Annotated in this window: 23 protein-coding genes; 5 read left to right on the forward strand and 18 right to left on the reverse strand. The window is 54.8% G+C overall.

Going from position 1 to position 24,656, the window contains the following annotated elements:
- Positions 1–6 precede the first annotated feature (6 nt).
- From EJ361_RS11790 to EJ361_RS11860, 15 genes are all read right to left on the reverse strand, one after another.
- Positions 7–222: a hypothetical protein gene (locus tag EJ361_RS11790; RefSeq protein ID WP_240646615.1), complete on the reverse strand. Its 216-nt coding sequence runs from the start codon at positions 220–222 to the stop codon at positions 7–9.
- Between the two features lie 50 nt (positions 223–272).
- Positions 273–839, reverse strand: a complete 567-nt coding sequence (locus tag EJ361_RS11795; RefSeq protein ID WP_126245821.1) for a DUF420 domain-containing protein — start codon at positions 837–839, stop codon at positions 273–275.
- A gap of 15 nt (positions 840–854) precedes the next feature.
- Positions 855–1,502: an SCO family protein gene (locus EJ361_RS11800; RefSeq protein WP_164714196.1), complete on the reverse strand. Its 648-nt coding sequence runs from the start codon at positions 1,500–1,502 to the stop codon at positions 855–857.
- A 169-nt stretch (positions 1,503–1,671) separates the two neighbouring features.
- On the reverse strand, positions 1,672–2,064 hold the full coding sequence (locus EJ361_RS11805; RefSeq protein ID WP_126245823.1) for a cytochrome C oxidase subunit IV family protein: 393 nt from the start codon (positions 2,062–2,064) through the stop codon (positions 1,672–1,674).
- 58 nt (positions 2,065–2,122) lie between these two features.
- Positions 2,123–2,800, reverse strand: coding sequence for a cytochrome c oxidase subunit 3 (locus EJ361_RS11810; protein ID WP_126245824.1), 678 nt, complete (start codon positions 2,798–2,800; stop codon positions 2,123–2,125).
- A gap of 54 nt (positions 2,801–2,854) precedes the next feature.
- Positions 2,855–3,418, reverse strand: coding sequence for a cytochrome c oxidase subunit 3 (locus EJ361_RS11815; RefSeq protein WP_126245825.1), 564 nt, complete (start codon positions 3,416–3,418; stop codon positions 2,855–2,857).
- A 4-nt stretch (positions 3,419–3,422) separates the two neighbouring features.
- Positions 3,423–4,304, reverse strand: a complete 882-nt coding sequence (gene cyoE, locus EJ361_RS11820; protein WP_240646616.1) for a heme o synthase — start codon at positions 4,302–4,304, stop codon at positions 3,423–3,425.
- 86 nt (positions 4,305–4,390) lie between these two features.
- Positions 4,391–6,223: a cytochrome c oxidase subunit I gene (locus EJ361_RS11825; protein ID WP_126245827.1), complete on the reverse strand. Its 1,833-nt coding sequence runs from the start codon at positions 6,221–6,223 to the stop codon at positions 4,391–4,393.
- Positions 6,224–6,320: 97 nt separating this feature from the next.
- A complete protein-coding gene (locus tag EJ361_RS11830; RefSeq protein WP_126245828.1) occupies positions 6,321–7,361 on the reverse strand; it encodes a cytochrome c oxidase subunit II in 1,041 nt (346 codons plus the stop codon).
- A gap of 64 nt (positions 7,362–7,425) precedes the next feature.
- On the reverse strand, positions 7,426–8,625 hold the full coding sequence (locus EJ361_RS11835) for a quinol:cytochrome C oxidoreductase (protein ID WP_126245829.1): 1,200 nt from the start codon (positions 8,623–8,625) through the stop codon (positions 7,426–7,428).
- A 46-nt stretch (positions 8,626–8,671) separates the two neighbouring features.
- The gene (locus EJ361_RS11840) at positions 8,672–9,301 is read right to left on the reverse strand and encodes a c-type cytochrome (RefSeq protein WP_126245830.1); all 630 of its coding nucleotides are present in this window, start codon (positions 9,299–9,301) and stop codon (positions 8,672–8,674) included.
- Between the two features lie 107 nt (positions 9,302–9,408).
- Positions 9,409–9,981, reverse strand: coding sequence for a DUF3341 domain-containing protein (locus EJ361_RS11845; protein ID WP_126245831.1), 573 nt, complete (start codon positions 9,979–9,981; stop codon positions 9,409–9,411).
- A 41-nt stretch (positions 9,982–10,022) separates the two neighbouring features.
- Positions 10,023–11,459: an NrfD/PsrC family molybdoenzyme membrane anchor subunit gene (gene nrfD, locus EJ361_RS11850; protein WP_126245832.1), complete on the reverse strand. Its 1,437-nt coding sequence runs from the start codon at positions 11,457–11,459 to the stop codon at positions 10,023–10,025.
- Positions 11,460–11,581: 122 nt separating this feature from the next.
- Positions 11,582–14,689 (reverse strand): TAT-variant-translocated molybdopterin oxidoreductase, encoded by a 3,108-nt coding sequence (locus tag EJ361_RS11855; protein ID WP_126245833.1) that lies wholly within the window; start codon positions 14,687–14,689, stop codon positions 11,582–11,584.
- A gap of 64 nt (positions 14,690–14,753) precedes the next feature.
- On the reverse strand, positions 14,754–16,034 hold the full coding sequence (locus tag EJ361_RS11860; protein ID WP_394344729.1) for a c-type cytochrome: 1,281 nt from the start codon (positions 16,032–16,034) through the stop codon (positions 14,754–14,756).
- Between the two features lie 527 nt (positions 16,035–16,561).
- Between EJ361_RS11860 and purN the strand changes: the two genes are divergently transcribed.
- Together purN and EJ361_RS11870 are read left to right on the forward strand one after the other, a co-directional pair.
- Positions 16,562–17,125, forward strand: coding sequence for a phosphoribosylglycinamide formyltransferase (purN, locus tag EJ361_RS11865; RefSeq protein ID WP_126245834.1), 564 nt, complete (start codon positions 16,562–16,564; stop codon positions 17,123–17,125).
- A 51-nt stretch (positions 17,126–17,176) separates the two neighbouring features.
- Positions 17,177–17,830: a hypothetical protein gene (locus EJ361_RS11870; protein ID WP_126245835.1), complete on the forward strand. Its 654-nt coding sequence runs from the start codon at positions 17,177–17,179 to the stop codon at positions 17,828–17,830.
- Here the strand turns inward: EJ361_RS11870 and EJ361_RS11875 are convergent, their stop codons facing one another.
- From EJ361_RS11875 to EJ361_RS11885, 3 genes are all read right to left on the reverse strand, one after another.
- Positions 17,831–20,038, reverse strand: coding sequence for a TonB-dependent receptor (locus tag EJ361_RS11875; RefSeq protein ID WP_205686994.1), 2,208 nt, complete (start codon positions 20,036–20,038; stop codon positions 17,831–17,833).
- Positions 20,039–20,256: 218 nt separating this feature from the next.
- Entirely contained in the window at positions 20,257–21,489 is a 1,233-nt protein-coding gene (locus tag EJ361_RS11880; RefSeq protein WP_126245836.1) for a GTP-binding protein, read from the reverse strand.
- A 63-nt stretch (positions 21,490–21,552) separates the two neighbouring features.
- Positions 21,553–21,966 carry a MerC domain-containing protein gene (locus EJ361_RS11885; RefSeq protein ID WP_126245837.1) on the reverse strand — a complete coding sequence of 138 codons (414 nt, stop codon included), beginning with the start codon at positions 21,964–21,966 and terminating at the stop codon, positions 21,553–21,555.
- Between the two features lie 150 nt (positions 21,967–22,116).
- Here EJ361_RS11885 and EJ361_RS11890 point away from each other — a divergent pair, with 150 nt between their 5' ends.
- Genes EJ361_RS11890 through EJ361_RS11900 form a run of 3 tightly spaced genes read left to right on the forward strand, consistent with a single transcriptional unit; the run spans position 22,117 to position 24,627 of the window.
- On the forward strand, positions 22,117–22,758 hold the full coding sequence (locus EJ361_RS11890; protein ID WP_205686995.1) for an ABC transporter ATP-binding protein: 642 nt from the start codon (positions 22,117–22,119) through the stop codon (positions 22,756–22,758).
- Complete coding sequence (locus EJ361_RS11895) at positions 22,755–24,065, forward strand: ABC transporter permease (protein ID WP_126245838.1); 1,311 nt, start codon at positions 22,755–22,757, stop codon at positions 24,063–24,065. Before EJ361_RS11890 ends, EJ361_RS11895 begins: the two co-directional genes overlap by 4 nt.
- On the forward strand, positions 24,058–24,627 hold the full coding sequence (locus tag EJ361_RS11900) for a DUF3299 domain-containing protein (RefSeq protein ID WP_126245839.1): 570 nt from the start codon (positions 24,058–24,060) through the stop codon (positions 24,625–24,627). Before EJ361_RS11895 ends, EJ361_RS11900 begins: the two co-directional genes overlap by 8 nt.
- Positions 24,628–24,656 lie beyond the last annotated feature (29 nt).

Here is a 24,656-nt window from a genome sequence, read left to right on the forward strand (position 1 = left end):
CGCGCATTATTGTGCCCGCTGGCTCCTCCACCAGCGGATGCCCAGGAACAAGCCCAGCGCCAGCGGCGCGGCGGCCAGCATCAAGATACCGTTGTTCAGGCCTTTGGCAGGCCCTTCACCCAACTGCTGCGCGGTTTTCGTGCAGAGGGAACATTGCGCCATCAATTGGCCGGCCGGCAGCAGCATGGCTACCGTCATCATCAGGTAGATTATCTTTTTCACGTTCCGAAATTACGCATTTTTAATACGCCCGGTCCTGATTTATGTCAGGCTCAGGCATAATACGGCGAAATCATCATGTACACCACCACACCGGTAATGGCCACGTAAAACCAGATCGGCCAGGTGATCCGCGCTATGCGACGGTGTTTCGGCCAGTCGGACTGGAACCCTCTCAGCAAGGTGAACAGCACCAGCGGAACGATCACCACAGCCAGCACGATGTGCGTGAGCAGGAGGAAATAGTACACATACCGCACGCCGCCAATCGCCGCGATCTCCGCCGCGTCTACCACCCCATTGTGGTCCATGTCCCCGAACTTGGTGGATTCCGTGAGGAAGTGATAGGTGACGTAGGAAAGGAGGAAAATCACAGACAGGCCCACGGCGCTAAGGTTCGCCCATTTGTGGGCCGTTTTCCGGCCGTTCTTGATAAAAAAGAGGCTTGCCAGCAGCAACACCGCCGTGGCGGAATTGAGGATGGCGTGGAAGAAAGGCATCACCTTTACGTCGAACCCTACCTGCACATTCGGCTGCGGGAGCACAAAGAGCACGGCCACCGCCACGGGGATGACGATGGAAATGATGGTGATAATGATATTGAGATTCTTGTTCTTCATGTCTACTGAGATATTTTAATTGCCGGAAGAGAACAGGCGCTTCAGGAGGCCGGGCCTTTTCCTGTCTTTGGCGATATGCAATACGGCGATATCGTTTACCATCTTGCGGACGGAAACGGTGTCCATCCCATTGTAATACCCGCGGATGAAGCGGTCTTTATCGATCAGCACGAACTTTTCTGCGTGGATGAAATCATCCGGTCCGCCGTCGCCCTGAACAGCGTTCACGAAGAATTCGTGGCGGGCGAGGTCGTAGATCTCTTTTTTATCGCCGGTGAGGAGCCACCAGTTGCGGGGGTCGATGTTGCGGCTGTCTGCATAATGCTTCAGCGTGGGCACCGAGTCGCGCACGGGGTCTACCGAGAGGGAAATGATCTGGAGGAGCGTATCGTTTTTGGCGTAGGAGTCCTGCACCCGTTTGAGGTTCTTCATGAGGGTGGGGCAAACGGTGGGGCAGCTGGTGAAGAAGAAGCTCACGACGAGCACTTTTCCCTTGAGCTGGTCCAGGTTCACGTTTTCGCCGAGCTGGTTGGTGAGGGTGAAATTTTTAACCTGGTGGAAGACGGTATCGTAGGATGTTCGTCCGTCTTTCACGATGGTGTCTACCCTTTCTGCGATGAGAAACGGCGGCACTTCCACTACATTCTTGCCGTAGTGGTCCACGATCAGGTAACCCGTGAGGGGTACGAGGATGGCCAGTGCTACGCCGAGTATTGCTTTCCTGTTGATAGCCGTAAGATTTAGGTGTTTATAAAAGCGAAAAATGTAAAAGTGTTGCTGTATTACGGCATCACTTTTACATTTTCCGGGAGTATCGAATTACGATTCGTAATTAGTGATGGTTGCCACCACCGTGCGCCGGGGCCACTTTTTCAGCGGGGAGCGGAGCGCTGGGGGCGTTTCTGCGCATGTTTTTCCAGCTGTCGCCATCTGCGAGGAAGGCGATGATGAACCAGATAAACAGCGTCAGCGGCATAAGGACCGTCCATACCAGGTTCTTGATTTCGTGACCAAGGTGCATGAACTCGGAAACGATATAATAAGCCTTGGCAACGGTCAGGATGATGAACAGGGCATTAAGCAACATTCTGCTGGGCCAGCCCAATTCCAGGTGAACGAATGCCATTCCAACTTCCACTACGGTGATACCGAGAAGGATCCAGAACGTTTTCCAGATTTTCTTGATGGAAGCTTGCCTGTCGGCTGCGTTGTGCGTATGCGCCATATCTAAGTTTCTTTTCTCTTTTCAAAAATACGATCAGTCAAATAGTTGTCCGGGATGCTTACAGCAGGTAGAAGCACGTGAAAACGAATACCCAAACCAGGTCTACAAAGTGCCAGTAAAGGCCTACTTTCTCTACCATTTCGTAGTGGCCGCGGTGCTCGTAGGTACCTTTCAGTACGTTGATCAGGACGATGATGTTGAGGACAACGCCCGAGGTTACGTGGAGGCCGTGGAAGCCGGTGATGGTGAAGAAGAAGTCAACGAAGTTGGTGGAAATAGCTGCCGTTCCATCTGCGTTCGGGAAGGGGTTGCTGCCCCACCAGGCGCCGATTTCGTGCAGGTGCATCCATTCCCAGGCCTGGCAGCTAAGGAACATGATACCGCCGATGATGGTGAGGGAGAGCCATTTCACCACGGATTTCCTGTCCATATAATGGCCTGCATTCACAGCCAGTACCATGGTAACGGACGACATGATCAGGATGAAGGTCATCAAGCTCACGAATACCAGCGGCATGTCCGCATGGCCCATGAAGGGGAATGAGTGGAACACGACGTTGGGATCAGGCCAGGCTTCAGCCATGAAACGTTGCGTGCCGTAAGCGATCAGCAATGCGCCAAACGTGAAGGCATCGGAAATGAGGAAATACCACATCATCAGTTTGCCATAGCTCACGTTGAAGGGAGAAGACCCTCCGCTCCACCATTTTTTCTTCGCTGTTACTGCGTTATCCATTGTACGAATTGTGAATTTTATTGGTTCTAAACAGTATCTTTTTTTCTATTCTTTTTATCTGGCCAGGCTGAAAAATACCAGCAGGTAAATCCAGAGGGCGTCCACGAAATGCCAGTAGGTGGATGCTACTTCGATGGGCACGGTGCTGTAGGTACGCACCCGGGTCCTGAATGCCCGGAAGAACATCACCAGGAGAACCGCTACACCGCCGAGCACGTGCAGTACGTGCGTGCCAACAATCACGTAGATGAAGGAGGCCGAAACGGTGCTGTCGAGCGCCAGGCCGTGGTTCTTCATGTCCGCGAAGCCGATGAACTGGCAAACTGCGAATGCTACGCCGAGCAGTGCCGTGAGCGTAATGAGCTGCTTGTAGGCGCCCATGTTGCGCGCTTTGAACTGGCGGCCGGCCAGGTAAATGGTGCCGCTGCTCAGCAGGATCAGTACGGTAGACACGTAAAAGATCGCCGGCAGGTTGAAACTGAGCCAGTTGGCCTGCGAGCGTTTTACCACGTAAGCGCTCGTGAACCCGATGAACATCATGGTGATGCTCGCCATCGCGATCCACATAGAATACTTATGCGGGTGTATCTTGTTTTTAGGTGCGTTCATTGTAATCATCTCCTCACAGTTTTACTTTATCGAACAACAATGCCAGCAATATCACTGCCAGGTAAATATACGAACCGAACATCAGTTTCCGAGCCGAAGGTACGTCTGCCTTACGGTACAGCTGGATGGCCTTCCACAGGTACCAGCCGCCGATGAGGATGGCTACGATCGCGGAGATGTAGCCCGTGAGCCCCAGCAGATACGGTGCGATCCCGGCGGGTATCAGCAACAGGGTCCACATCGCGGCCTGCATGGCGATCATCTTGCCCGGCCCGTCTTCCCGGGGCATCAGGCGGAAACCTGCGCGCGAGTAATCCTTGTGCGCCACCCAGGCGATCGCCCAGAAGTGCGGAAACTGCCAGAGGAACTGGATCGCGAAGAGCGACCAACCGCCGATAGACAGGGCATTGTCTCCCGCCGCCCAGCCGATCAGCATCGGCAAAGCCCCGGGCACAGCGCCTACCAGTACCGCCAGCGAATTCCATTTCTTCCAGGGCGTATATACGAAACCGTACAACAGCAGGGAAAAGAAACTCAATCCAGCGGCCAGCCAGTTGAACGAAAAACCCAGGATGGCAACGCCCGCAGCGCCCGTAAGCACGCATAGCAGCCAGGCCTCGGCAACGGTCACCCTGCCGCCGGGCAGCGGCCTTACAGCCGTGCGCGCCATCAGTTTGTCCGTCTCCCGTTCCAGGATCTGGTTGATGATATTGGCGGAGCCTGATACCAGGATGCCGCCGGCAAATAACAAAAGAACTTTAATCAAACTGAATTCCACGCCAGGCACCAGCAAATAGGCGACCACGCAGGCGAAAACTACCATGAAGGTTAGCGTAAACTTCATCATCATGAAGTAATCCTTCACCCTGCTTGCAATGGCGTATGATAAAGACAACTTTATGGAATTTTCTTGCAACATAATAAACTACACTGTTTCTGTTCCACCATCCTGCTACGGCAGGGTTGCCCCTGCCGGCATCTTTAGTGTCCGGACTCGTCGGGAGATACCGGTACCGTTTGCGGGATGAAATCTTTTCCGTCCTTGCTGTAATCGTAAGCCCAGCGGTGAACTTCCGGGATCTCGCCGGGCCAGTTGCCGTGACCGGGGTTGATGGGGGTAGTCCATTCCAGGGTGGTAGCGTTCCACGGGTTAGGCGTGGTGAGCTTGCGGCCCTTGAAGATGCTGTAGAAGAAGTTGAATACGAAAAGCAGTTGCGTAGCGAACACGATGATCACCACGAAGGAGATGAACATGTTCAGCCCGTTGAAGCTATTGAAGGACGCCCAGTTGCTGTAGTCGAAGTAACGGCGGGGCATGCCTGCCATACCTTCGTAGTGCATGGGCCAGAAGATCAGGTAAGCACCAACCAGGGTGATCCAGAAGTGGATGAAACCGAGGGTTTGGTTCATATAACGGCCGTACATTTTCGGGAACCAGTGGTAAATACCGGCGAACATACCGAAGAATGCGGATACACCCATTACGATGTGGAAGTGCGCGATAACGAAGTAGGTATCGTGCAGGTGGATGTCGATAGCGGAGTTACCCAGCCAGATACCCGTCAAACCACCGGAGATGAAGGTGCTCACGAAACCGATGGAGAACAGCGACGCAGGCGTGAAACGGATGTTACCGCGCCAGATGGTCGTGATCCAGTTAAATACCTTAATCGCCGAGGGAACCGCGATCAGCAGCGTCAACAGTACGAAGAACGCGCCGAGGAAGGGGTTCAGACCGGTCACGAACATGTGGTGCGCCCATACGAGGAACGCCAGGATCGTGATCGCGAACATGGAACCCACCATCGCCAGGTAACCGAAGATCGGCTTGCGGGAATTCACTGCCAGGATCTCGGATACCATACCCATCGCAGGGAGGATAATGATGTATACTTCAGGGTGACCCAGGAACCAGAACAAGTGCTGGTAGAGGATCGCAGAACCACCTTCGTTCGGCAGTACTTTGCCCGCAACGAACAGCTCGGAAAGGTAGAAGCTGGTACCGCCGTGGCGATCGAACAGCAACAGTACGAAACCGGAGAGCAGTACGGGGAACGACAGCACGCCCAGAATTGCGGTGAAGAAGAAGCCCCAGATCGTCAGCGGCATCTTGGTCATGCTCATACCTTTGGTACGCATGTTCAGGATGGTCGAGATATAGTTCAGGCTACCCAGCAGGGAAGACACTACGAATATTGCCATAGACACCAGCCAGAGGTCCATACCGATCTTGGAACCGATCGATGCGTCGCCCAGGGCGCTCAGCGGAGGGTAAGACGTCCAGCCGCCGGAAGCAGGGCCGGTTTGCACGAACAGGGACGACATCATGATTACGCTCGCCAGGAAGAAGAACCAGTAGCTCAGCATGTTCATGAAAGGGGAAGCCATGTCGCGTGCGCCTACCTGCAGGGGAATGAGCAGGTTGGAGAAGGTACCGGAAAGACCGGCGGTCAATACGAAGAACACGAGGATGGTACCGTGCATCGTTACCAGGGCGTAGTAAGCCTCGGCAGTGATACGGCCGCCCTCAGCCCAATGGCCGAGAATGCTTTCCAGCCAGGGGAACGTGGAGTCCGGGTAACCCAGCTGCAGACGGAACAATACGGAAAAGAACGCACCAATGATGGCCCAGATGATACCCGTGATCAGGAATTGCTTCGCGATCATCTTGTGGTCCATGCTGAAAACGTACTTCGAGATGAAGGTCTCTTCATGGTGGTGATCATGCCCGTCATGGCCATTACCATGCCCATGGTCCGCTGCGTGGCCGTGATGATGTAGATCCTGACTGTGCAATGTTGCTTCGTTACTCATAATAAGTTCTGTTTATGATCAGCCGGTAAACGGGGCGGGCTCGCCGGCTATTTCCTTAAATTTTTTACGCTTCTAGTATCTCTTTCTCTGCGATTGATTATTTACCAAGCGCCGCTACGGCTTTCGTAGAATCGGCGGGCGCTGCAGGTCCTGCCGGCGTTTCGGGGGCGGGATGCGCTACCGAATACTGCGTTACCTGTTTTGCTAACCATGCGTCATATTCTTCCTGTGTTTCCACGACGATGTTGGCTTTCATGGAATAGTGACCGCTGCCGCACATCTGATCGCAGGCCAGTTCATACACGAAATCCGGGTTGCCGGTACGCTTGCGGTACTCTGCCGTAGTGATCGTGGGGGTAAACCACAAGGTGGTCGGGATACCCGGAACGGCGTCCATTTTCAGACGGAAGTGAGGCAGCCCCACATCATGCACCACATCGCGGGAGCCGATGATCAGCTTCACCGGTTTACCTACCACAACGTGCAGTTCCGGAGCGATGATATCGTCTGTGTTCAGTTTATCAGCCCAATCCTGACCTACAGGATTGTTGGATTCGTTCGTAAGCTTGAAGTTACGGCGGCCGAGCTGTCCATCTTTACCGGGGTAACGGATGATCCAGTTAAACTGCTTGCCGGTCACTTCCACAACCATGGACCCTTTGGGCGCATCGGAAGTCATTTTCAGCCAGTGGCGGATACCGAAGGCAACGAGCACCGTGAGCACGATGGCCGGAATCACCGTCCAGATCACTTCCAGTTTGTTGTTATGCGGAAAGAACAGTGCTTTGCGGCCGTCTTTCTCCTGGTATTTCCAGGCGAAAACGAACAGGGCGATCTGCGTCAGTACGAACACGATCATCGTGATGATGAAAGTTACCTTGATAAGGCTGTCTACTCCCACACCATGATCGGAAGCCGGTTCGGCCAGCATGCGGCCTTCCAGCAAATCATGGCACCACCATACGCCGATCAGGCCCAGCACCAGGAAAACGATCATCAGGAAACCGTTGATACGGTTAGACTGCTCGCGCGCTTTCTTTTCACCTTTCAGAATGGACACATATTCGCTTGCTTTCGCGATCTGGAAGATCACGACGAATATGAGAACAACTACTATAACTGCTAAATATCCTGACATTGCTATTGAATAATAATTAAGTTATCTAATGCTAAACGTTGTTTGATTACCATTACGCCACGCATCAGGTGTGGTGCACGATACTTTCTTTCAGGTACGGATGGTTCTTCGCCGTCAGCGGCGCTTTGGCCAGTTGCTGTGCCGTCAGGTAAATGATCAGCCCTACGAAGCCCAGTCCCAGCCCCAGTTCATACCAGGGGAAGTACAGGTGCTTCACGGTTGCCGGCATTACCATCTGGAAGAAGTCGAGCCAGTGACCGAAGATGATCAGTCCACCCATGAAAGCCACCAGTGTATAATTACGTTTGGAATTCCGTTTCATCAGGATCAGCAGCGGGCAGATGAAGTTGATGATGAGGTTCAGGAAGAAAACGGGCCTGAACTCACCCCATACGCGCGGCTTGAAGTAAATGGTTTCCTCGGGCATGTTCGCATACCAGATGAGCATGTACTGGGAGAACCAGAGGTATGTCCAGAAAACGCTGAACGCGAACATGAACTTGCCAAGGTCGTGCAGGTGTTCTTCGTTCACCATTTCCAGGTAACCTTTGCTCTTCAGGTACACTACGAACAGTGCGATGAGCGACAGGCCGGAAACCCAGGTGCTGGCGAAAGTGTACCAACTGTACATGGTGGAGAACCAGTGAGCGTCGATGCTCATGAGCCAGATCCACGGTGTGGTGGAACCCATGCTCAGGGCGTATACCACGGCAAACAGGCCGCACCATACGGTACCCTTCCAGATCAGTGCCTTACGGCTGTCCTGGTCCAGCAGCATCTTGTCTTCCGCGAGCGACATGCGGCGCAGTTTCACCGTGAGCAGGCTCCAGAGGGCCAGGGTGATCACCGTCATGGTGGATACGAAACCGGCGTTGAGGAAAGGAGATTTGAACTCCAGTACCTTGTCGCCATGAGGATGCAGCCAGTGGTAGATATGGCCTTTGTTACCGAAGATGAGGAAGCCCAGTACTACCAGCACGATCACGCTCAGCACAGGCACGGCCATGGAGATGGCTTCGGGTACGCGGCGGAACGCCATTTGCCAGCCACCGTGTGCGAGGGTGGTCACACAGATGAAAAAGGTGCTGGCCAGGGCCACCATCAGGAAGAAGGTGCTGTTCTGCAACAGGCCAGCCCAGAAACGGGTGGGCCCGTGCTCGCCGTTGAGTGCAAATATTCCGATCAACAAAGTCAGCAAGCCAATGCCCAAAAGCACGAAGCTGGTCGTTTTTAATCTTGCTGGTACTACAAATTGGTCCTTCATTACTGTTGTATATTAAAATACGAAGTTGAAATGCGATTTAATCTTATTAATGAGCTGCTGCTACCGCGGGTGCCGCTGCTGTTGCCGAATCGGCCGCGGGTGCCGCTGCTGCGGGCGCTTTGCCGCCGTTCTGCATGTTCTTGATATAGCCTACCACTTTCCAGCGCTGCTCGATGTCGAGCTGGCTGGCGTAGCTGCCCATTGCGTTGAAACCGTAAGTGATCACGTGGAAGATACGGCCTTCGGAGTAACCCATTACCTTACCGGTCAGCATTGCCGCCGGCGCCAGGGGGTACGGCCCGTCGCCGCCTTTGTACAGCGGTCCGTTGCCGTCCAGCTTCTGGCCGTGGCAAACGCCGCAGTAAATATCATACAGGCGCTTCCCTTCATCCAGACCGGCTTTGTCCAGCACCAGGGGGTTTCTCACCAGGTTCGCCTGCGCAGTATCTTCCGCTTTCAGGTGATAAGGCAGCATGGCGCCGCGTTTCACCGTTCCTTCCACCGGCTTCATGCTCGCAAGGCGGGCGCTGTAGAACTCGTATGCACGGGATTCGTACATATCGGGCACATAAATCTTGCCGGGATTTCTATGGTGCGGCCCCTTGTTCCCGCAGGATGCCAGGAAGGCGCCCCCTGCTAAGGCTGCTACAATCAGTATGTTGGAAGTCCTTTTCATCCGATATTTATTGTCTTTTCAGTTGCTGGACAGATACCTTCCGGCTCCGTCCTCCTTTATAATGTCAATAACTGATCTTTCTATTCGATTCGTATCCGGCCAAACGATTATTTGGCAAATACCTTGTCTTCCCTGTCGAAGCGACCCAGCCACCAGCCGGCTTCAGCCGTCTGCTCGTTGATCTCCTTCGCGCCCACGCTGTTCAGGAAGCCTTTCACCTCTTCGGCGCCCGTCTTGTCAGACAGCTCGATCGCCATTACGAACAGATCGTCCGTTTGCCGGGGGTGGAAAATGTGCTTCTTTACGAAAGGAGCCATCTGGCACAGGTACATGAATGTCATCACCATACCCACCGCCGAGAACAGTACCGTCAACTCGAAAGTGATGGGAATGAACGCCGGTAAGGGGAAGTGCGGCTTGCCGCCGATGTTCATCGGCCAGTCGGTCGTAAATACCCAGCTCATGAAAGACAGCGCCGTCGTTGTACCGCAAAGCGCGTAAATGAAGCCGGCCGTGTGCAGGCTCGTCTCTCTCAGGCCCATCGCATGGTCCAGGCCATGGATCGGGAACGGGGTGTACACGTCATGTATCTTGTAACCGGCCTGGCGTACTTTCTTTACCGCCGGAAACAACACCGCCTCATCGTCAAAACTGCCTACAACAAATTTCTTAACAGCCATATGGATAATTATTCTGTATTCCGTTAATCTAAATTCAATTCTTAGTGGTGCGCCGTGTGATCGTGCGCAAATTTCTCAACGCTCTGCTCTTCGTATACGTCCATCTTCTCCTTGAAGTTCTGGCCGGATGTTTTCAGGATCGACTTGATCTCCGCAACGGCGATAACCGGGAAGTACTTGGCGAACAGGAAATAGCAGGTGAAGAACAGGCCGAACGTACCCAGGTAGAAACCAACTTCCGGCCAGGACGGGCGGTAGTAGCTCCAGGAAGAGGGCAGGTAATCGCGGTACAGCGAAGTACAGATGATCACGAAACGCTCGAACCACATACCGATGTTCACGATGATGGACATGATGAAGGTAACCATGATGTTCCTTCTCATCTTGCGGAACCAGAACACCTGCGGGGAGATTACGTTACAGGTCATCATGATCCAGTAAGACCAACCCAGCGGACCGGCAGCGCGGAACTTGTAGAAGGTGTCGAATTCATATTGAACGCCGGAGTACCATGCCATGAACAGCTCGGTCAGGTAGGCGACACCTACGATGGAGCCGGTCAGTACGATCACCTTGTTCATCGCTTCGATGTGGCCAAGGGTGATGTAATCTTCCAGTCCGAGTATTTTACGGGTGATGATCAGCAGGGTCTGTACCATCGCGAAGCCGGAGAAGATCGCACCCGCAACGAAGTAGGGCGGGAAGATCGTGGTGTGCCAGCCCGGGATCACGGAGGTAGCGAAGTCGAAGGATACGATGGTGTGTACGGAAAGTACCAGCGGGGTGCTCAGACCGGCGAGCACCAGGGAAAGCGATTCATGACGCTGCCAGTGCTTGGTGGAACCGGTCCAGCCGAAAGAAGCCACACCATACAGGAGTTTCCGCAGTTTGGTTTTGGCGCGGTCACGCACTGTCGCAAAGTCGGGCAGCAGACCGGAGTACCAGAACAGGAGGGAAACGGTGAAGTAAGTAGAGATCGCGAACACGTCCCACAGCAGGGGCGAGTTGAAGTTTACCCACAGCGGGCCGCGGGTGTTGGGGTAAGGAAGTACGAAGAAGGCCATCCATACACGGCCCATGTGCCAGATCGGGAACTGGCCCGCGCACATTACCGCAAAGATGGTCATCGCTTCCGCCGCGCGGTTCACCCCTGTACGCCAACCCTGGCGGAACAGGAGGAGGATGGCCGAGATCAGCGTACCTGCGTGGCCGATACCTACCCACCATACGAAGTTGGTAATGTCCCAACCCCAACCGATGGTCTTGTTCAGGTTCCACACACCTGTACCGAAGTAAACCTCCCAGAATACGGAGAATACACCGAACAGCAGCAGGAGAATGGAGATGAATAACCCTATATACCACAGTTTACCAGGCTTGGCTTCAATAGGACTGATAATGTCCTCCGTTACCTGGTGATAATCCTTAACCCCATCTACTAAAGGTTCTCTCAGTGTGGATTCGTACTTCAAATGCATAGTATTTCGAGCTTTGCTCGCCCCGGATCGCTCCGGGGCTATGTTGTTTCAAAACTTAAAACAGATTCTTAACTAGTTCTATCGTTCTTGTTCCTGCCCCCTTTCGGGTTGGAACGCTATCATTAGTGATGAGCTTTCTCTTCAGCTTTCGCATCGTGCCCGGCGGCTACCGGAGCGGCATCCTTGTTACGGATCTTCGCCAGGTAGTTGATGGAGGGCAGTACGTGCGTTTCTTCCAGTACGTAGTACATACGGTCGGTCTGCTCTTCGTTACGAACTTTGTAGATACGGCTTTCCTTGTCGTTCACGTTGCCGAATACGATAGCGCCGCTGGAGCAGGCCTGCTGGCAGGCCGTTTTGGCTTCGCCGTCTTTCATCGGGCGGCCAGCTTTCTTCGCGGCCAGTTTGGCGTCTTGCAGACGCTGTACGCAGAAGGAGCATTTTTCCATCGTACCGCGGGAGCGAACCACCACATCGGGGTTCAGCACCATACGGGTGAGGGCGTCGTTCATATCGGCAGTATCGTGCAGGTTGCCTTCGAAGCTGTCTGCACCGTTCCAGTCTCTCCAGTTGAAGCGGCGAACTTTGTACGGGCAGTTGTTCGCGCAGTAACGGGTACCGATGCAACGGTTATAAGCCATCTGGTTGATACCTTCGGAAGAGTGGTTGGTAGCGGCTACCGGGCAAACGTTCTCGCAGGGTGCGTTATCGCAGTGCTGGCAAAGCATGGGCTGGAACACAACCTCGGGGTTGTTTTCGTCGCCGGCGAAATAGCGGTCGATACGCAGCCAGTGCATTTCGTGCGCCAGGATCACCTGTTCCTTGCCAACTACGGATACGTTATTCTCGGCGGTACAAGCTACTACGCAGGCGCCGCAACCGAAGCAGGAGTTCAGGTCGATGGACATGCCCCACTTGATACCGGGATATTCGAACTTGGTGCCGCCGGTGTACAGGGTACCTTCGTTACGGAAATCTTCACCATATGTTTCGAACAGGTGCTGGCGATCGTGGTTCACTTCTTTCGGGTTCTTGATGAACTCCTCGAGCGTGGTTTCCTTGATGATCGGGCGGCCTTCGTAGCTGTTGTGGGTCTGGGTAAGACCTACAGCATACTTGGTGCCGGTTGCTTCCGCCTTGGCGTCGGAAACGAAGTAATCGAAAGTCTGGCCGTTGAAGGATACGAACGGATAAGCGTTCGCTCCGATTTCGCCGGCAGCCTTACCGATGAATGCTTTTTTGCCGCGGCCGTAACCTACTGCGATAGCGATCGTGTCTTCCTGGATACCGGGAACGATCAGCAGGGGCAGTTCTACGGTTTTGCCTTTGGCGGTGATTTTCAGCACTTTCTTCTCGGCGTTGATTTCGTAATCGTCGCCCAGTTCCATATTGAAAGTTTTCGCGAGCTTGTTGGATACGCAGGCGTAGTTGTCCCACGTAGAGCGCGTGATCGGGTCGGGCATTTCCTGGAGCCAGGGGTTGTTGGCTTCCTTACCGTTACCGATGGCCACTTTTTCGTACATCACCAGTTCGAGGCCCGAGGTTTTCGGCGCACCGATCTTGGCGGCGGCGGCGGCTACGTCGGCTACGAAAGAAGCACCACCCAGCGCAGGGGCCGTTGCGGGCTCGATGAGACCGTCTTGCAGGGTTTTGTCCCATGCAGCCTGGGAACCCAGGCGGGTGATCCATTCATTTTTCAGGTAATCTACCCATGCGGTGGTGTTGCCGGTCCAGGTCAGCAGGCTGTCCTGGAAAGCACGGGTTTTGAACAGCGGGGCGATGGTCGGTTGAACGAAACCATAGTAGCCGCTCTTCGGCTCGGCATCACCCCAGCTTTCGAGGTAGTGATGGTCGGGCATGATGTATTTGCAAAGCTCGGTGGTTTCGTCGTAACGGTCGTTGAACGAGATCGTTACCGCGGTTTTCTTCACACCGTCCTTGAATTTGGCTGCGTCGAAGTAATCGTAAGCGGGGTTCACACCGTAAACGATCAGGGCGCCGATGGAACCTGCGTTCAGGTCGGCTACCAGCTGATGCATATCGCTGTCGATACCTTGCTTGTAGTTAACGGGAGACGCCCAGTCGATGGTAGTTCCGTTGGAGCCGGCCAGGTTGTTGATGGCGTTTACCAGAATCTGAACGTTCACATCGTTGGAGCCAGACACTACGATCGATTTGCCGGGGTTGGCCTGGATGGCTTTGGCGGCTTTGGCGATGCCTTCTTTGAGGCGGGTGTTGGCGATAGCGGGCGCGGAAACGGCACCACCGAGGGCAGCCAGCAGCGCCTGGGCTACTACGCCGGCTTCGGAGGGGCGGTGGGTGAAGCGCTCGTCGGCGTTGGCGCCGGTGAGGCTCATCATGCTCTCGAAATGGAAGTGCTTGCTCATTTCGGGGCTTTTCTGGTTGATCTTGCGGCCTTCACCGTACTGAACGGAGAATTCTGCGGGGTTCAGCCAGGTACCGAGGAAGTCGGCGCCCAGGCTCACTACCACTTTCGCGTTTTCGAAATGGTAGGAGGGGATGGCTCGTTTACCGTAGGAAGCCTCGTTGGCGAGGAGCATACCGGAGTAGGAAACGGCATCGTATGTTACATGGCGGCTTCCGGGATATTTCGCCAGGAATTCACCGATGAGCTTCTTGGTGGAGGGGCTTACGATAGAGGAAGTGAGCAGCGCCACGGATTTGCCGGAAATGGCGGCGGCGATCTGCTTGTCCAGCTCGGAATATTGCATTTCCTTGATGCGGGCAGCCAGGTCTGCGTCACCGTTCATTTGATTGATACCGGGGAAGCGGAGGCGGGCCACATCATATAAAGAAAGAACGGAAGCCTGTACACGGGCGGTGGTGGAACCTTTGGTGATCGCCGACATATCGTTGCCTTCGATCTTGATGGGGCGGCCCTCACGGGTTTTCACCACCAGGGGAACGTACTCACCGTCTACAGTATAAGCGGAAGCATAATAGTTGGGAACACCGGGGGTGATATCTTCCGGTTTGTTTACGTAGGGGATCGCCTTCTTAACCGGGATATCGCAGCTGGCCGCGATAGTGGCGGCGGCAGTGGTAAACCCGAGGTATTTCAGGAAGTCCCGGCGAGGGGTGGTTCCACCCAGGAAACTATCGCTCTCTTCAAACGGCAGGTCTTCCCTGAATTCGTTTTTCACAGTCTCCTGATGCGAAGTGGTATTGTGCAACTCCTCCAAGCCTTTCCAATACTTTTTTTGCTCCATGTGATTATTTATATCGCGTTACGATTTGAAAAATTTGTCTGGTCTGATTTCTCTGATCTATTGATTAGTAGTGGCACTTCTGGCACTCGGTACCGCCCAGCATTTCTACGGTCACACTGTCAACTTTACCCGCTTTCACGTCGTTGTGCAGCTTTTCGAAGATGCTGTAGTAGTTGTTCTCGGCAAACTGCACTTTGGTGGTACGGTGGCAGTTAACGCACCAGCCCATAGACAGGTCGGCGAACTGCTTCACTTCGTCCATCTCCTGGATATTGCCGTGGCAGGTCTGGCACTGTACCTTGCCTGCGTTCACGTGCTGGGAGTGGTTGAAGTAAACGTGGTCGGGCAGGCTGTGGATTTTCTTCCATTCGATAGGCTGGCCCGGTTTGGTGTAGCGGCCGGCGTCCTTGTCCCAACCCACGTGATCGAACAGTTTCTGGATCTCGGCCGTACCGTTCACTTTCTTGCCTTCAGCTGTGTAAAGGTCAGCACCGGTGTATTCGGTAATGGCCTTGTGGCAGTTCATACACACGTTCTCCGAAGGGATCATGGCATGCTTGCTCTTTTCAGCGGAAGAGTGGCAGTAAAGGCAGTTGATCTGATTGATACCCGCGTGCACCTTGTGAGAGTAGAAGATGGGTTGCTCCGGCATGTAACCGTCCTGGCGACCCAGGCCGATAGCGCCCTGGATGGTATAGTAACCGCCGACGATGAAGAGCAATACGATGCAAAGGGCGATGTAGACTTTGTTTTTGTAGAAGGGAACAGGTTCTGCGGTAGCATGGCCCTCTTTTTCGGATGCCAGCTTGTTCAGGTTGCTGTTGATCTGCATGAGGATCACCGCTACGATCGCGAGGATCAGGGTGATGATGCCGAACAGCAGGCTGTTGTTGCCGGAATCCTTCTCTCCTCCTGCAGCAGCCGTTCCAGGACCGCCAGCTCCCTTATCGCCGCCAACCGGTTTCGACTCTTCCTGCGCCACGTAAGCGAGGATGTTATCGATGTCCGCATCGGTGAGGGCCGGGAAGGCCGTCATCGGAAGCTTGTTATAAGAGTTGAAAAGCTCAACGGCATACTTGTCGCCGGACGCGATTACAGCAGCGGAATTGCGGATCCACTTGTGAAGCAGCGCCTTATCGGCCCACCTGCTTTCAACACCTGCGAGCGCAGGGCCTGTCAGTTTTTTGTGCACATTGTGACAGGAAGCACAATTCTGCTGAAATAGCGTCTTACCTGCACCAGGATCTGCTGCCCGCGCGATGGAGAAGGAACTAACCAGCCCCGCGCATAGGATAAGAACACTCACAAATTGCTTACGCAAACGAATGGAAACACGACGATACACAGCCTATTTAGTTTAGATTTGACCTAAGGTTTCTTAAAAGTGCCAGCAAAAATAAGACAGAATGTTGACAATTTACCAACAAACGAAAAAAAATTGTCCTTGTTTTGCAAGCTGTTTTTATATAACATCCGCGAAAGATGATTCCGCTGAAATTATCCACTGTGGCTGATTTCGGCTCTCCCTCCCCCCCCTGGCGCATACACGCCGGGCACAATACCTGATAAAAATCATATTTACCATCTACGGAGATTCTGCCGGTTGCAGTGATACTTTTTTTGCTTGGAGTTTTCAACCAGACTGTCGGATAGTGCCTCCCGGAAAGTTGTTCCAGACCGGATATGTGATACTTCAACCTACAACAAGATACGTATATAGTTGGTTGCATGGCCATGATTTTGCGCATTCCCGACACCTGATTTACATCAGTATCCACCCTCCATGGCCCGGGCTTCTCCTAAATTTATGGAAATTTACCGTTACCGGAAATGGTTATCTGCCTATTTTTGCACCTTAATTCATATACAAGCTTGAAAAACATCGCCATTTTCGCCTCCGGCGCCGGCTCAAACGCCCGGAAAATCATCGATCACCTGAAAGGCAACCCCGCCATCCGCGTGGCCGCCATCGTAACCAACAAACCGGACGCCGGGGTCCTCCTTATCGCCGAATCCGAAAACATCCCTTCTTATATTATAGATAAGGAAGCATTCCTCCGGGGAGATTATTATGTTAAATTGATGCAGGAACTGGAAATCGACCTCATCGTCCTCGCCGGCTTCCTCTGGAAAGTGCCCGCCAACCTCGTCCAGGCATTCCCCGACAAAATCATTAACATCCACCCCGCGCTCCTCCCCAAATACGGCGGCAAAGGCATGTACGGCCACTTCGTCCACGAAGCCGTCATCGCCGCAGGCGAACCCGAATCCGGCATCACCATCCACTTCGTCAACGAAAAATACGACGACGGCGCCACCATCCTCCAGGAAAAATGCACCATCACACCAGCCGATACACCCGAAAGCCTCGCTAAAAAAGTACAGGCGCTCGAACATAAATGGTTCCCCGTTATTGTGGAACGATTATTGACCTGATTCCCAAAGGCGGGCGTCACCACCCGCCTCCCCCTACAACCCGGCAGCCATATGAATAGGATCCTTATCATCATCCTCCTCGCAGCAGCAGCACAAACCGCCCTGGCGCAGGACCCTCCCTTTCGCAAACGGACCTTCATCAAGGTAAACCCCACCACCATCATCAATGAGTTGGACCTCTACCTCGAACAGGACCTCTCCGAAACCCTGAGCCTCGAGCTCGGCGTTTCAGGTATTTACACCGATTACCCGGACTACGTCTTCTTCAAAAGGATCAATATCGGGAAAGAAAATCCCGGCATCTCCACCGAACAATTCGTGGAAGGCCGCGGCATCGGCTTCAGGGCCGGCCTCAAATGGTACCTCGTCCGCCGGAACACCGCCATCCGCATGGCCGGCACCTATTTCGAACCCGTCCTCCTCTATAAAAAGGTATTCTATCCAAATGAAAAGGTCACGCTTAACAGCGCGACCTTTGAAAATTCTGCGGATAAAAACGTATACGGCCTCCAGCTCCTGCTTGGCCGCCAGATGCACCGCGGCAAATTCATCCTCGATCCTTACCTCGGCGTGGGCGTTCGCGGGAAAGTATACACCGCCACCACCCACCGCCTCGAAGGCGGCGCCGTAATCCCCCGGACAGACGAAGCCAAGAAATTCCTCCCCAGCCTCCACCTCGGTATCAAAGTCGGCCTCGCCCTCTGATCATTGCCGCGTGAACCGGACCCCCAGGAATCCACGGATCCCCTGGTTTGGCGCAAATACGTATGCGGGGTCGAAAGTCAGGTTATAAGGATCAACGCTTCCGTCGGCATTATAACCCGGCCGCTTGTCGAAGGGGTCATGCGCATGCGCGATGCTGTTCTTCGGCGGCAGGAAATTCAGCAGATTCTTCACCCCTCCATAAATCTCCCACTCCTTCCCCAACTTCTTCGTCAACTGTACATTCTGTATGCTCCACACAGGCGATTCGGCCGGCCGCGGATCGTTCGGTTGCACGGGCAGCAACATCGGTCCATATATATTACCGGTATAATCTACCGTGAGCCCCGCTTTCCTGAACGCATAACTCACCGTCCAAGTCCCCGTAAAACGCTCCGTGAGCATGGGCCTCGTTTTCACCCCGCGATCCTTCTCGTACACGTCCATCACCGTTGCCCCGGCCATGATCTTCAACGGGAAAGCGAACGCCAGGTCGGCATTGAGGCTGAACCCCTCAGACACCGCATACCCGTTCAAATTGTCATATAATATGGAGTCGGGCCGGGAATAGTCGGGCATGATGCGGTTCGAGAAATGCGTGTAGAAAGCTGTTGCATCCAGCCCCAAAAAGGCGTTCCCCAACGGTATTTTCTTCGTGTAGTTCAAATTGACGTTCCAGCTCCGCTCAGGTTTCAGCTCCGACTGGATCACCACCTCGCGGGCGCCGCTCAACGCGGCATGGTCTTCCGTGAACACAGACACTACCCTGTAGCCCGTTCCCGCGTTCAGCCGGAAAACGTTCCGGTAATTGGGCGACCATTTATACGCGAGGCGGGGCGTAACGATATTGCCGTGAAGGGAATTATAATCGTACCGCATCCCCAGCAGCAGGTTGTGCGCCGTGGCGAGCTTGATCTCGTCCTGCACGAACACGCCGGGCAGGAACGTCCGCTGGGGCTTGTTGCCTTCCTTTTCCGTGGTAGCTACCGTATTGTCGTCATAAAACGTGTACCGGAACGGCAAACCCGCCAACAGCTTATGTTTCCCTATTTCCTTGTCCCAGGTCAGCTGCGCGAACGCGATAGACTGCTTCGCGAGGAACCATGTGGTACCGTACACGGAATTCTGGTTATGGTAGTTGAACGAGCCCTGCAGCATAAGGCGCGGCTGCGTCGGCAGCTGGTATTGCCCCAACACTTCAACGCGACTGGTATATATACTCTCGCCGTACACACTGTCCGTTCCGCGCCAGCGTTTTTCCCACTGGGTTTGTCCGCCCCAGCGGTCTTCGTAAAAATATCTCGCCGCCAGCGAAGCCACGCGGTCGTTTTTCCGCGTGAAGCTCCATTTATTGAAAATACTGATCCGGTGTTGCTGGGTAACGTCGGTGAAGCCGTCGCCGTTATGGTCTGCGGGGTCCTGGTAGTTGAAGTAGTTCAGCCCCAGGAGCGACTTTGCCCGCGATCCGGCCTTAAACCGCCAGCCCATGTCCACGTTGTATTCCTTCCAGGACGTGGCCATCACGTCGGCCGAAAGTACCGGTGCCGTGGCGGGCGATTTGGTGATAATGTTGATCAATCCCGCCACTGCTTCGGAACCATACAGCGTCGAGGCCGGGCCCTTTACCACTTCCACGCGTTCCACGAGGCTGTTCGGGATGCCGGACAGGCCGTATACGGTAGACAGGGCGCTGACGATGGGCATCCCGTCGATCATGACCATGGTGTATGGTCCTTCGAGGCCGTTGATGTGGATATCGCCCGTGTTGCAGACGTTGCAGTTCAGCTGCGGTCGCACGCCGTTAACGTTCTGGAGCGCGTCGAAAATGCTGGGTGTGGGATTCTTCCGGAAGAAGATGGGGGAATAGACTTCCACCGGCACCGGGCTTTCCATTTTGGTTACCGGCCGGAGGGTGCCGCTGACCACTACTTCGCCGAGATTGCTCGCAGAAGGTTCCAGCCTGATCAGCACGCTGGTGGTGCCTGTGGCCTTGATGGTGACCGTCTGTTTGTAAGTGAGGTACCCTACCGCGCTCACCTGGAGCTCATGTTTGCCCGCAGGAACGTTGGGGATGATGAACTGGCCGGTTTCGTCGGTCACGACGCCGGTTTTGATATCTTTAAATCCGACGGTAGCGAAGGGGATGGGTGCTTCACCTGCGGAAACGGTCCCTTTCAGGCGGCCCTGGCCGTGAGCGACAAGTGTTGCCACAGCAAATAGTAAAGTTGAAATGATACGTAGCATTGCTGCCATAAGGAATTTTATTTTTTATGAGACAAAGTTAAAAACAGAATTAACATTTGTCTAAATTATTTTTTAGGCCGGTCTAAATCATAGGGTTTGGATGGAAGCCGCCGCCCGTGAAAATAATCGAGGACAAGTTGGGCGGCGGCGTTGGGGTTGCGCAGGAACTAATTACCTAAACATTATCAGAAAGCAGGAAAGGGATCGTTGAAAGAACGGCCGACTTGCCAGTCCTTAATTTCTTCGTTGTTGCACAGACAGCCGTCGAGCATAACGGAAATCGCGTGTGGGTCTATATCCTGGCCGATGATGACGATTTCGTTGTACCGGTCGGCGAACAGCGTGTGCCATCGTTCACGGATGATTTGTTCGGATGCTGTATCGAGCTCCCACTGTTTTTCCGGGATGGAGCACCACCAGACGCCGGCCCGGTCGGCCATGAGCGAGCGGCCCGCCTGGCTCCAATTTATGGCTACATCCGGTCTGGAAGCCAGCCACAACAAACCTTTCGAGCGAACAACACCCTGCGGCCATTGGTGCTGGACCATCTCCCAAAACCTTTCCGGATGGAACGGTGCACGGCTGCGGTACACGAACGACCGTATCCCATATTCCTCCGTTTCCGGCACGTGTTCTTTTTCCAGTTCGGCGATCCAGCCGGCAGACTGGGAGGTTTCATCGAAGTCGAACAGCCGGGTATGGAGTACTTCGCGGAGCGGAACTTCCCCTTTGACCGCCTCCACGATCCTGGCTTTGGCGTTGAGCTTGCGCAGGAGGGATTTCAGGGCGCCTTTCTGTTCGGCGGTCACGAGGTCGCATTTGTTGAGGACGATGACGTTGGCGAATTCGATCTGGTCGGTCAGCAGGTTCACGATGGTGCGCTGGTCGTCTGCTTCCGTCAAATCTTTTTCGGATAGCAGTTCCCGGCTGGAATAATCGTGGTGGAAATTGTATGCATCCACGACGGTCACAAGCGTGTCGAGACGGGCCACGGCGCTGAGATCGATACCTTGCTGATCGTCTTGCCAGGTGAAAGTCTGCGCTACCGGCAGCGGTTCGGAGATGCCGCTGGATTCGATGAGCAGGTAATCGAACCGTTGTTCCGCCGCGAGGCGTTGCACTTCGGCGAGGAGGTCTTCGCGGAGGGTACAGCAGATGCATCCGTTCGACATTTCCACCAGTTTTTCTTCCGTCTGATGGAGGGAAACGGCGTTCCGGACAAGGCGCGCATCGATGTTGATTTCGGCCATATCGTTCACGATGACGGCTACGCGCAGGCCTTCACGGTTGTGGAGGATGTGTTGGAGGAGCGATGTTTTCCCTGCGCCGAGGAATCCGCTGAGCACGGTGACGGGCAGTTGGGAGGGCGCCTTGCGGAAGTGGTCTGCCGACAAAGAAAATGTCGATGTTGCTGGCATATGGTCAGATTAATTGGTTACGAAAAAATACCTTTCGAAGGATGGCATGTTGCATCCCCCAATCTATTCGGCTGCTACCGGCGCCGGTTCCTTCACCCTGCATTTCCGGCAAAAACGGATGTTATCGACATGCGCCGCGATGAGCAATCCCGCGCCCAGGGCGATCGCGCTCAGTTCCCAGGCCTCCGGGAACCAGAAATGCCCCGCCATCAGCAATGCAAATCCCACTACGAACAACAGGGACGGCCGCACCCGGCGATGCTGGTATTTATACCCCCGGTACAGCGCCATCAATCCCACTACGGGCGTGGCGCCCAGCAACAGGTATTCCAGCGGTTCATAATGAAGCGCCGCGCCGGCCAGCGGAAGAAACGCCGCCACCAGCGGCAACGCCACGCAATGCACCGCACAGGCCAGTGAGGCCCCGATGCCTAGCGCGTCCAGGTTCATTCTGTTCATCAGTCGATTATTGGGCATGGTGAGTTGGTTTTGTGGGCAACAAAGCTAAGGGTTATTTTGCAACATTGTTGCATTTAATCCAAAAATTAATGAAATTTGTCTGTAGCGAACGCTATCTTAGCCGAATTCGACGTTCTATTTGCAACGTTGTTGCCAAAACAAGTAGTGATGACAGATATGATGATCCAGACCAGCGAACTGACATATACCTATCCGGGCGGGCGCCAGATCCGGTTCCCTGACCTGGCCTGCCGGCGGGGAGAAACGCTCCTGATCACCGGGCCTTCCGGCTCCGGGAAAACCACCCTGCTGCACCTCCTGGCAGGGCTCATCCGGCCCGCGGACGGCACCGTCAACGTAGCCGGCACGCCTATCGGCTCGCTCAGCACCCCGAAAATGGACGCCTTCCGCGGCCAGCATATCGGGATCATCTTCCAGCGATCGCATTTTATCGGGTCGCTTTCCGTGGCGGATAATCTCCTGCTCCCGCTCCGCCTCACCGGCGCGGCCGCAGACCACAAACGCCTCGAAGCCGTTGCCGCCGATCTCCGGATCGATCATCTCCTGCACCAGCTCCCCGCACGCCTGAGCCAGGGCGAGCAACAACGCGCTTCCATCGCGCGGGCCGTGTTGCCGTCGCCCAACGTCATCCTCGCCGATGAACCCACCGCCAGTCTCGATGACCGTAATTGCGAAGCCGTAGCCCGGCTGCTTTCCGAACAGGCCGCCCGTCACAACGCGGCACTGCTCATCGTTACGCACGACAACCGGCTTACATCCCTTTTCCCTCAACACATCCAACTGCCATGATTTTCCGCATCGCCATACGCAACCTGCTTCACAAACCGCTTTACACCGCGCTCTGCTGGCTGCTGCTTTCCTGCAGCACCACCGTGCTCCTCGTGCTGTGGGCCCTCAACCGGCAGGCGCGCCAACAGCTCGAACAGCAAATCGACGGCATCGATCTCGTGCTGGGCGCGAAGGGAAGTCCGCTCCAGCTGATCCTCAGCAGCGTTTATCATCTCGACAATCCCACCGGCAATATTTCACTGACCGAAGCCGAACGTTTCATGCATCACCCGCTGGTGGAATCAGCGATACCGATTTCGCTGGGGGATTCGTACCACGGTTTCCGGATCATCGGCACCACGCAGGCCTATCTCGACAAATACAACGTAAAGCCCGCACAGGGAAAGGTTTTCGGGAAGTCGATGGAAGTGGTGGCCGGCGCCGAAGCCGCGCGAAAGGCTGGCCTGAAAGTGGGCAGCCGCTTCGCGGGGACGCACGGCCTGGGTAAAACGGGCCATGTGCATGAAAGGGAAGAATATCTCGTAAGCGGCATTCTTCCGGCCACCGGCCTGGCGGTCGATCAACTGCTGCTGACGCCGCTGGAAAGCGTGTGGGACATTCACGCGCCGCATCATGACGCGGATGCGCACGATCATGCGGAAGACGGCCATGATCACGATGAACACGCAACGGATCCGGGCGCAGGGGAAGATCACGATCATCCAGATCACGCGGAGGCCGGCAGCAGGGAAAGCGCCATGATGCAAACGCCCGACCCGCGGAAGCAGGTAACGGCGGTGCTGATCAAGTTCCGCAGTCCGATGGGGCAATTGCAATTTCCGCGGATGATCAACGAACACACGAACATGCAGGCCGCCGTGCCCGCTATCGAGATCAACCGGCTGCAATCGCTGTTGGGTACCGGCGCGAAGGTTTTGCGCGCATTGGGCTGGCTGTTGGCCGGGCTCGCCGCATGCAGTATCTTTGTAACGCTGGTGCAGGGCACGCACGAGCGCCGCTACGAACTGGCCCTCATCCGGACCATGGGCGGCTCCCGCGGCAAATTGCTCGCCCTCGTTTTCGCCGAAGCTTTCCTGTTGGGACTGGCGGGCGTGGTAACGGGTATAGCGCTGAGCCGCGTGGCTTTGCTGCTGTTGCAACAGGAACTGTTTGCCGGCTATCATTTGAATTTTTCCGGCGCCATGCCGTTAACCGCTGCCGACGCCATTACCGCCGCAGCCATCGTCGGGGCCTGCCTGCTGGCCGCTTTGCTGCCTGCAGTGCGCGCTTTCCGGCTGAATATCGCTAAAACGCTTGCCAATGCTTAAAGTGGAGAAAATCGCCCTGGGCCTTGCCGCCTTCGCCCTCGTTTCCTGTTCGGACATTTCGCGGGTTTGCCGCCACGGCCTTTCCGCCGCGCCATGGATGCAGCGGGTCCTGTCTGCCCAAGCCGCTTCCTCCGGCAACCTGCCCATGTCTACCATCGATGTGGCGCCCCGCGACCAAGCGCCCCTCAAAGTGACCTGGAAACAACTGTCGGACGTCATCTTTACCCGTAAATACGACGAAAAGCTGCAATTGCCCATGCTATACCCTTCGTTCTCCCGCACCATCAAGGCCCTGAACGGGAAAACGGTGGAGATCAGCGGGTACATGGTGCCGATAGATCCGAAGGGCTCCGTGTACGTGCTCAGCGCCAACCCCAACAGCTCCTGTTTCTTCTGCGGCGGCTCGGGACCGGAATCCGTAATGGCACTGAACTTCAAATCGAAAAAACCGGATTTCGAAACCGATGACTATATCAAAGTGAAAGGCGTATTGAGACTCAACGAGAAAAACATTTATGAAATGTACTATAATCTCGACAACGCCGAAATCACGGGCAAATGACCTGGCTCAGGGCCCATCTGGGGAAACTG

The sequence above is a fragment of the Chitinophaga rhizosphaerae genome, assembly GCF_003958645.1.
Lineage (GTDB): Bacteria > Bacteroidota > Bacteroidia > Chitinophagales > Chitinophagaceae > Chitinophaga > Chitinophaga rhizosphaerae.